The organism is Paenibacillus sp. 05T425 (assembly GCF_056396205.1).
The window spans coordinates 1-521 of record NZ_JBFTLA010000069.1; the positions used below are offsets into that span (position 1 = coordinate 1).

The window sequence follows — 521 nt, forward strand, 5'->3', positions numbered from 1 at the left end:
CTGCAACTGTTGGAGCAGTTCGCCGAGTCGGCCGAACGCAATCTTGGTGAAATTGCCCTGGCCAGCGCCGCCGAACAGGCGCAGCAACAGGCCGATAACCAGCCGCAGCCGTACCCGGTGAATGTCGCCGTGCACCAACGCATCGCCGAACTCGCCGCCCAGCGCCCGGAGCGCACGGCGGTGATTTTCGCCGGCCAGCGGTTCAGCTATGGCGACATCGACCAACGCGCTAATCAGTTGGCCCACGCCCTGATCGCGCGGGGTGTCGGCCCGGAAAGCCGGGTCGGCGTGGCCTTGCCGCGCAGCGAAGGGGTGATTGTCGCGCTGCTGGCGGTGCTCAAGGCCGGCGGYGCCTACGTGCCGCTGGACACCAGTTACCCGCGCGAGCGTCTGGCTTATCTGATCGAGGATTCGGGGCTGGCGTTGTTGATCACCGATTCGTCGGTTTCTGTGCAGTTGCCGGTGGATGATGCGGTCCCGGTGCTGGAGCTCGACCGTCTCGATCTGCGCAGCCAATCCCT

At 66.0% G+C, this 521-nt stretch carries 1 protein-coding gene; it reads left to right on the plus strand.

What is annotated here, in order from left to right:
• The coding region (locus AC1DF0_RS32105) for an AMP-binding protein (RefSeq protein ID WP_477577610.1) at positions 1–521 on the plus strand (521 nt) is incomplete at both ends.